Raw genomic sequence first — 7,339 nt, forward strand, 5'->3', positions numbered from 1 at the left:
GCCGCGCGCCGCGCGCCGCGCGCATGCCGGCTGCCCCGCATTCCGCACCACGATCCGCACGGCGGAGGACCACTTTGCATGAGACTGACCGACTACACCGACTACAGTCTGCGGACCCTGATCTACGTCGCGGTCCACCCGGGCGAGCTCGTCACCATCCAGCGCATCGCCGATGCGTTCGACATTCCCAAGAACCACCTGATCAAGATCGTGCAGAAGCTCGGCCAGGCCGGCTTCCTGCATACGGTGCGCGGGCGCGCGGGCGGGATCGAGCTGGGCCGGCCGGCGGCGGCGATCAACGTGGGGGAGGTGATCCGCACGATGGAGTCGGATTTCAGCCTGGTGGAGTGCTTCCAGGGCGACGACAATCATTGCGTCATCACGCGGGTGTGCGGCCTGCGCGGCGTGTTGTCGGCCGCGCTGCGGGCTTACTTCGACGTGCTGGACGCCTATAGCCTGCAGGACCTGGTGACACGCCCGGCGGCATTGAGCCGCGCGCTGGCGCCGGATGGCGGCACGGTGGCCGGCATTCCGGTCAGGAGCGTGACACACAAGGCGCGCGCGGCGCCCGGCGGCGGGACGGCGTAGGCGCGGCCCGGCGCTAGCCTTCGCGCCCGTCGGCGCGCGGACGCATCAGGAACGGCACGTACTTGAACAGGTACAGCGCGAACGCGGCCATCCACGCCACCGCCGCGGCGGCGATCCAGAACGGCTTGTACTGCGGCAGGACCAGCGGCCCGGCCACGCGCAGCACGGCCGCGGCGAAGACCGCCGCGTAGGCCGCCGTCTCCACCGCGCGCGCTTCGAGCAGGCGCCCGGTGTGGCCCAGCGCGGTGCGCGTGATCATGCCGATGATGGCGCAGCCGATCGCGCCGACGGTCAGCGCATGCAGGGCCGAGGAGCGGTCCGCGTGGCCGAGCGCGGCGGCGGCCAGCAGCGCCAGGCCGAGCGGCAGGCAGACATAGGCCAGGTGCAGGATGCCGATCAGCGGGCGGCGCAGCGCCCGCCGCGAGCCCCAGCCGCCCAGGCGCACGGCGTGCGCCAGCGCCGCCAGCAGCGCGAGCGCGGCGGTGATCATGCCTTGCGGCGCCAGCGCGCACGCCGCCATCGCGGCCAGCGTCAGCGGCACCACGGTGCGCTCGGCCAGCGGCGAGCGGCGAATGCGCACGCCGGGCACGCTGTTGGCCGTAAACATCGGGATGACGCGCCCGCCGATCACGGTGATGAACACCACCACCAGCCCGATGCCCGCCTCCGCGCTTTGCAGCGCCGCCGGCACCGCGCCGCGCGCCAGCGCCACGTGGAACGCCACGTTGAGCGCCCACAGCAGGAACAGCGCGCCGGCCAGGCCATAGTTGCGCTTGCTGCCGGCGCGCACCAGCACGCGCAGGAAGCTGGCCGCGCACAGCGGCAGGAAGGCCAGGTCCAGCGCCACCGCGAGCGGCGCCGGCCCGGTCCACATCAGCACGCGCGCGGCCAGCCAGAGCGCGGCCAGCCCGGCCAGCGCCGCGCCGCGCGGCGTCTGCAGCCCGGTCCAGTTCCTGCCCGCCGTGAAGAGGAAGCCGACCACCACCGCGGCGGCAAAGCCGAACACCATTTCATGCGCATGCCAGAGCATGCCGCCCATCGGCGGCTGCGCGGCGCCGGCCGGCCACCAGCCCAGGTAGATGGCGGCCCACGCGCCGACCGACAGCACGGCGAACGCCGCCGCGAGCAGGTAGAAGGGCCGGAATGCCAGCGCCAGCACGGGCAGCCCGCCGTGGCGGGCGGGCGCGGGGCGGGATGGCGGCGGGGTCTGGAGCAGCGGCTGCATGGATGCCGCGCGCGGTGTCGGGTCGGGGTGCATGGTGTCGATCGATGTGGTCATGGCGCGGCTTCCTTCCCGTTCGTTTTTTTCTGGCCGGCCGGCATCCTGCCGCATGGCAGCCTCCCGACGATTCTATAAAACAAGCATTTTTAATGCAACATAAAAGACGGCATGCGGACGTGTCTGACGGAAAAGGCCGGCGGGCCGCCTGGCGCATCCGCTCCTGCCGCAAGCCCGTCACTCCCGGGCCCGGCAAAGCTGCCGCGGGCGGCAGCGGTGGTCAGATGACCGCCGGAATGTGCGTGCGGAAAGCGCAAGCCGGCCGCACCCGGAAAGACGCGAGTGCCGGCGAGCGGGCATTCCCGTGCGCAGGGCACTCGTTCGTGGCGCGCTTGTGATCCTTCAGGCTTTGCCGGCGGCGGCGGGGGTGGCGCGGAACGTCACGCCCAGGCGGTTGAAGGCGTTCATCAGGCCGATGGCATACGTCAGGTCGACCAGTTCCTTGTCGCTGAATTCGGCCGCGGCGGCTTCGTAGTCGGCATCGGGAACGCCGGTGTCGGCCACGCGCGTCACGGTTTCCGCCCAGGCAAGCGCGGCGCGCTCGCGGGCGCTGAACAGATTTCCGGCCTCGCGCCACACGGGCACCAGCACGAGCTTGTCCACGGAAAGGCCCTGCGTGAGCAGGTCGCGGGAATGCATATCGATGCAATAGGCGCAGCCGTTGATCTGCGAAACCCGCAGGTACACGAGATTGACCAGTTCCCGCGGAAGGCCGCATTTCTGGAGAGACATGTACACCCCGCCGAAGGCCTTGTAGCCCTCGGGGGAAACTTTTGCATAGTCGAGGCGATGGCTCATGACGCATCCTTCTGTGTGTTGATCCGGAGCCCTAATCATGGCGCATCTTGGCCTATCCCGGATGGTCCATGATTCGCCTTGCGACATGGGCCATGACACCAGCCCGCGCGCCGCGTCAGATGAGCTTCAGGATGCGCCTGCCGAGATGTTCCGCCGTGGCCCGGGAGTCGATGTTCGTGAAGCCCAGCAGCAAGGCCGAGACGCCATCGCCCGCCGTCGTCCAGCGCGACAGCGCCTCGCCGTACAGGCCGTGCTCCCGCATGCTCGCCGCCAGCCGGCGATCCGAGCGCTGGCCCCGCAGGCGCAGGATCAGGTGCATGCCGCCCGGCTGCGCATCGATGCGCGCCTGCTTTCCCAGCACGCTTTCCAGGCCCGCCGTGGCGGCGTCCCGGCGCTCGGCATAGAGCTTGCGCATCCGCTGGATATGGCGCGCGAAATGGCCTTCCCTGATGAAGGCGGTGACGATCGCCTGCGTCAGCTGGGGGCTTCCGCCGGCGAAGACCTGACTGATCCGCTCGAACCGCTCGACCTGCGTCGGCGGCACGACGAGATAGGCGAGCCGGATGCCGGGGAACAGCACCTTGCTGAACGTGCCCGCGTAGAGCACGCGCTCGTCACGGTCGAGGCTTTTCAGCGCGGGCAGGGGACGGCTGACGTAGCGGTATTCGCTGTCGTAGTCGTCTTCGACGATCCATGCGCGGTTTCGCGTGGCCCAGTCCAGCAGCGCCAGGCGCCGCGGCAAGGACAGGGACACGCCCAGCGGGCTCTGGTGCCCGGGCGTGACCACCGCCGCGCGTGCTCGCGGCGCCGCCTCGATGCCGGCGGCGACGACCAGGCCGTCGCGGTCCACCGGCACCGGCACGGTGGCGATGTGCATGTGCTCCAGCAGTTCCCGCGTGGGCGGGTAGCCCGGGTCTTCGAGCCAGACGCGGTCCCCGGCCTTCCACAGCGCCTGGCAGATCAACTGCATGGTGTGCCGGTATCCCGAGGTCACGAACACCTGCGACGCGGCGCAGTGGATCCCGCGCGAGACCTGCAGGTACGCGGCGATCTCGGCGCGCAAGCCCGGCAGGCCGTATACGGACGGGTGCGCCATGTCCGACGGCTGCATGGCGCGCACGCATTGCGCGCCCAGGCGTGCCCAGATCTTGCGGGGAAACATGTCCAGCGCGGGCAAGCCCATCTGGAACGGCAGCACCGAGTCCGGGCGGAAACTGGTTTCGGGCGCGTCGGTCCCCGGCGGCGGCATGGCGCCGCCGGCGGGCGGAAGCTTGAGGCCCGGCGTCACGATGGTCCCCGCCTGGCCGCGAGCCTGGATGTACCCCTCGGCGGCCAGCAGGGAATAAGCCGTTTCTATCGTGCCCCGCGCCAGTCCCAGTTCTTGCGTCAGCGCGCGCACCGAGGGTATCCGGTCGCCCGGTTTCAGCAATCCGCTGGTGATGGCGCCGCGAAAGCGCTCGTAGATCTGCCGGTAGAAAGGGGCGGCTGCCGCCGGATCCAGCGGCGCGAAATTGCCGTGCTTCGCGGTGGGGGTCATGGGCTGGCCTCGTCGATTGTCTCTTCGATGTCGTGAAAACCGTCGCCGGACCGGCGCGGCGCATGTCCGCGCATATTGGCTCGCCGGCGCCCGCGCGCCCGCCCCGCTCAGGCCGAGAACTTGTCCAGCAGCCGCAGCAGCTCCTCGAACTCCGCCTTGCTGAAATCCTTCAGGCGCGCGTTCAGCACCTCGGGGGCGATCTCGGGAATCCGCTCGGCCACGACGCGGCCCTTGTCGGTGAGTTCGAGGTTGACCACGCGGCGGTCCTCGATGCTGCGCGAGCGGGCCAGCAGGCCCTTTTGCTCCAGCTTGTCCAGCATGCGCGTCATCAGGCCGGTATCGATGACCAGCAGCTTGCTCAGTTCGAACGGCGTGGTGGCGGTGCCGCGCGACAACGACAGCAGGATGCCCATCTGCTGGGCGGTGATGTCGAGCTCCTTGAGCGCGGCATCCATTTCCATCAGCACGAGGTTGCGCGCCTTGTTGAGGTAGAAGCCGACGCTCTTCGTGAGGTTGAAGGTGTCCCTGGTGTAGTGCTTCATCCGGTTCCCCGCGTTGGCATGCAGATGTCCCGATCTTATTTGATTTGTCAGATAGCCTCAAGGTCAGAATCTACGGCCGGCTTTGCGAGCGGTTGCTGCAAGGGCTATTCCGCCAGTCCGCGGCTGGCGAAATAGTGCGCGGGCGAGTCCCCGAACGCGCGGCGGAACATGGCGATGAAATTGCTCGGCGTGGCGTAGCCCAGCGCTTCGGCCACCTGCGCCACCGCCTCGCCGCGCGCCAGCCGCTCGAGCGCGTGGGTCAGGCGCGCCTGCTGGCGCCAGTGGGCGAAGCTCAGCCCGGTCTCGCCCTGGAACAGGCGCGACAGCGTGCGCGGCGACACGCCCGCCCACGCGGCCCATTCGGCCAGTCCGCGGTGATCGCCGGGCTGCGCCAGGATGGCGTCGCTGATGCGGCGCGCGCGCCGGTCCACGGGCAGCGGCAGGTGCAGCGGCTCGCGCGGCGCCTGCTTGATCTCGTCGAGCAGGACCGCGACGATACGCTGCTGCGCGTCGTCGAGCGCGAACGGCGCTGGCCAGGAGGCGGCGCGGCCGACCAGCGCGCGCATGACGTCGCTGATGCCGAACACGCAGGGCAGGGGCGGCAGGTCGCGCGCCGCCGACGGCGCGACCCACACGTTCCAGCCGCTCAGCACGCCGCTGATGCTGATGCGGTGCATCTCGCCGGGCGGCATCCAGCCGGCGCGCTGCGCGGGCAGCAGCCAGGAGCCGTGGCGCGTGCGCACGTGCACCAGCCCGTTGTCGATACAGAACAACTGGCCGCGCAGGTGCCGGTGCCAGCCCAGCTCGCGCGTGCCCAGGCGGAATGCGTTGCTGTCCCGGTCGCTGCCCCGCATGGCGATCAGGGCCGGGCCGCCGGGCTGCTCGTAGCGGTCGGCAAAGGTATCCAGCAGGTCGCGGGTGGCGGCGTCCACCGCGGCTTCGTCATCCACGGGGTCAGGCGGGCGGATTGGCATGGTTCGATTGCATTGTTTTTAGTCCAGGTAACGTTATCGAGTCTACGCGCTTCGCCGCGATACTGCTTCCCCAGGCGCATCCCGATGCATTGATCCCGCGCCGCAGGAGAACAGACATGCAAGACCAGGTTTCCGCTTTCCGCGAATCCGCGAATTTCTTGATCCACGACGTTTCCGCCTTCCCGCTGGTGCTCGGCCGGCCCGAGACGCTGGTGCCCGGCTACGCCGGCCAGTGGTGCGAGGAGATGACCACGCTGGTGCGGCAGGCGCATCCGTTCGTCATCGTCATGGGCCCGCAAGCGGACGCGGAGCGGCACGAGGACCGGCGCCTGCGCGCCTTGTGGCTGAAGCACAACCGGGAGCCGCTGGTGCGGCGCTGCCGGCTGCTGGTCTACGTCGAGCCGGATGCGGCCAAGCGCGCCGGGCTGTCAGCGCTGGCGGCACTGGCGGTCAAGGCGTTCGGCGTGCCGGTGGCGCTGACCGCCGGCATGGACGAGGCGCTGGCGCGCGGCGAGCAGGTCCTGCGGGCCGAGGCGGCACAGATGGCGCGTGAAGGGGCGCGCGAAGGGGCGAGGGACAGCGTCACGCAGTGACCGCGCCGGCGCCACGCTGTTGCCGCCGCGCCGGCAGAGCGCGGACACGGCAACGCGCCGCCGGCGCAGGGCGGCAGCGGAGAAGCAGCGGGGAAGCAGGGCGGAAGCGGAAAAGAGGAAGCCCGGCCGCCGGGGAAAACCGCCGGCGGCCGGGCCTGGCCCGCGGCGCCGCGCGCGCGGCAGGCCAGAATGCAACCGTGGAACGTGGCGGCCGGGCGGCCGCCGTCATGCGCTTAAGGCTTACGGCTTACTGCGACTTGGCGCCGTCCGTATAAGGGTCGCGCGTACCCGACTTGGCGCCGTCGGTGTAGGGGTCGCGCGTGCCGGACTTGGCACCGTCGGTGTAGGGATCGGCCTTGGTCTGGGTCGCGTTCAGGTCCGTGCGGGTCGACTTCTTGGCGCCGTCCGTATAGGGATCGAACTTGCCCGACTTGGCGCCATCGGTATAGGGATCGCGCGCGCCGGACTTGGCGCCGTCGGTATAGGGGTCGGGCTTCTTTTGCTGGCCATAGCTTGCGCCCGAGGCCACGGCAGCGGCGGCGACAAGTAAGGTCAGGGTGAGAACTTTGCGCATCGTTTGCTCCGGTAGTAGTGACAAGGCGCTTGCGGAATTTCCCCCGGCGGCAGGCCGTGGGACGCCCGGGCGTATGCTGCGTTTCGCACAGATAAATCCTAGGAGTGAAATCGGGGAGTCCGTAGGAAAACCTTGTAAGTGCTTGTTGCGGCAGCACGGTCCATGACGGCAACGCGACTCCTGGCGCATTTGCCGGCAGGCGATGTGGCGAAAGCCGCATGTTTCGCGATAACCGTGGGCCAATGCATGCGCTTTGCGGCACAACGGAGGACGAGCAGGAAATTCTTAGGAAAATTCCTTGACTATCTATCTACCAGTAGATAATATTCGGGTCATGGAAGCCGCTGCTCCGCCCCAGCCAGAACGCTGAAGCAGGAAAGAGGATCCAGCGCAGTACCCGGGGACCCCCCGTTTTTTTTGCCCAAGTCATCTATCTACTAGTAGATAACGGCAA

Annotated in this window: 8 protein-coding genes; 2 read left to right on the forward strand and 6 right to left on the reverse strand. The window is 69.3% G+C overall.

The window, feature by feature from the left end:
- Positions 1 to 78 precede the first annotated feature (78 nt).
- On the forward strand, positions 79 to 588 hold the full coding sequence (locus K206_RS0135080; protein ID WP_020206928.1) for an Rrf2 family transcriptional regulator: 510 nt from the start codon (positions 79 to 81) through the stop codon (positions 586 to 588).
- A 13-nt stretch (positions 589 to 601) separates the two neighbouring features.
- Here K206_RS0135080 and K206_RS0135085 read toward each other — a convergent pair whose 3' ends face one another.
- From K206_RS0135085 to K206_RS0135105, 5 genes are all read right to left on the reverse strand, one after another.
- A complete protein-coding gene (locus tag K206_RS0135085) occupies positions 602 to 1,867 on the reverse strand; it encodes an NnrS family protein (protein WP_020206929.1) in 1,266 nt (421 codons plus the stop codon).
- A gap of 342 nt (positions 1,868 to 2,209) precedes the next feature.
- A complete protein-coding gene (locus K206_RS0135090; RefSeq protein WP_020206930.1) occupies positions 2,210 to 2,665 on the reverse strand; it encodes a carboxymuconolactone decarboxylase family protein in 456 nt (151 codons plus the stop codon).
- Between the two features lie 115 nt (positions 2,666 to 2,780).
- Positions 2,781 to 4,202, reverse strand: coding sequence for a PLP-dependent aminotransferase family protein (locus tag K206_RS0135095; protein WP_020206931.1), 1,422 nt, complete (start codon positions 4,200 to 4,202; stop codon positions 2,781 to 2,783).
- A 107-nt stretch (positions 4,203 to 4,309) separates the two neighbouring features.
- A complete protein-coding gene (locus K206_RS0135100) occupies positions 4,310 to 4,744 on the reverse strand; it encodes a MarR family winged helix-turn-helix transcriptional regulator (protein ID WP_020206932.1) in 435 nt (144 codons plus the stop codon).
- 104 nt (positions 4,745 to 4,848) lie between these two features.
- On the reverse strand, positions 4,849 to 5,718 hold the full coding sequence (locus K206_RS0135105) for a helix-turn-helix domain-containing protein (protein WP_081651622.1): 870 nt from the start codon (positions 5,716 to 5,718) through the stop codon (positions 4,849 to 4,851).
- 116 nt (positions 5,719 to 5,834) lie between these two features.
- Between K206_RS0135105 and K206_RS40290 the strand changes: the two genes are divergently transcribed.
- The gene (locus K206_RS40290; RefSeq protein ID WP_020206934.1) at positions 5,835 to 6,311 is read left to right on the forward strand and encodes a hypothetical protein; all 477 of its coding nucleotides are present in this window, start codon (positions 5,835 to 5,837) and stop codon (positions 6,309 to 6,311) included.
- A gap of 247 nt (positions 6,312 to 6,558) precedes the next feature.
- On the opposite strand, the gene K206_RS0135115 is transcribed toward K206_RS40290, so the two are convergent.
- Positions 6,559 to 6,885: a hypothetical protein gene (locus K206_RS0135115; RefSeq protein ID WP_020206935.1), complete on the reverse strand. Its 327-nt coding sequence runs from the start codon at positions 6,883 to 6,885 to the stop codon at positions 6,559 to 6,561.
- Positions 6,886 to 7,339 lie beyond the last annotated feature (454 nt).

Source organism: Cupriavidus sp. WS (assembly GCF_000395345.1).
Taxonomy (GTDB): Bacteria; Pseudomonadota; Gammaproteobacteria; order Burkholderiales; family Burkholderiaceae; genus Cupriavidus; species Cupriavidus basilensis_B.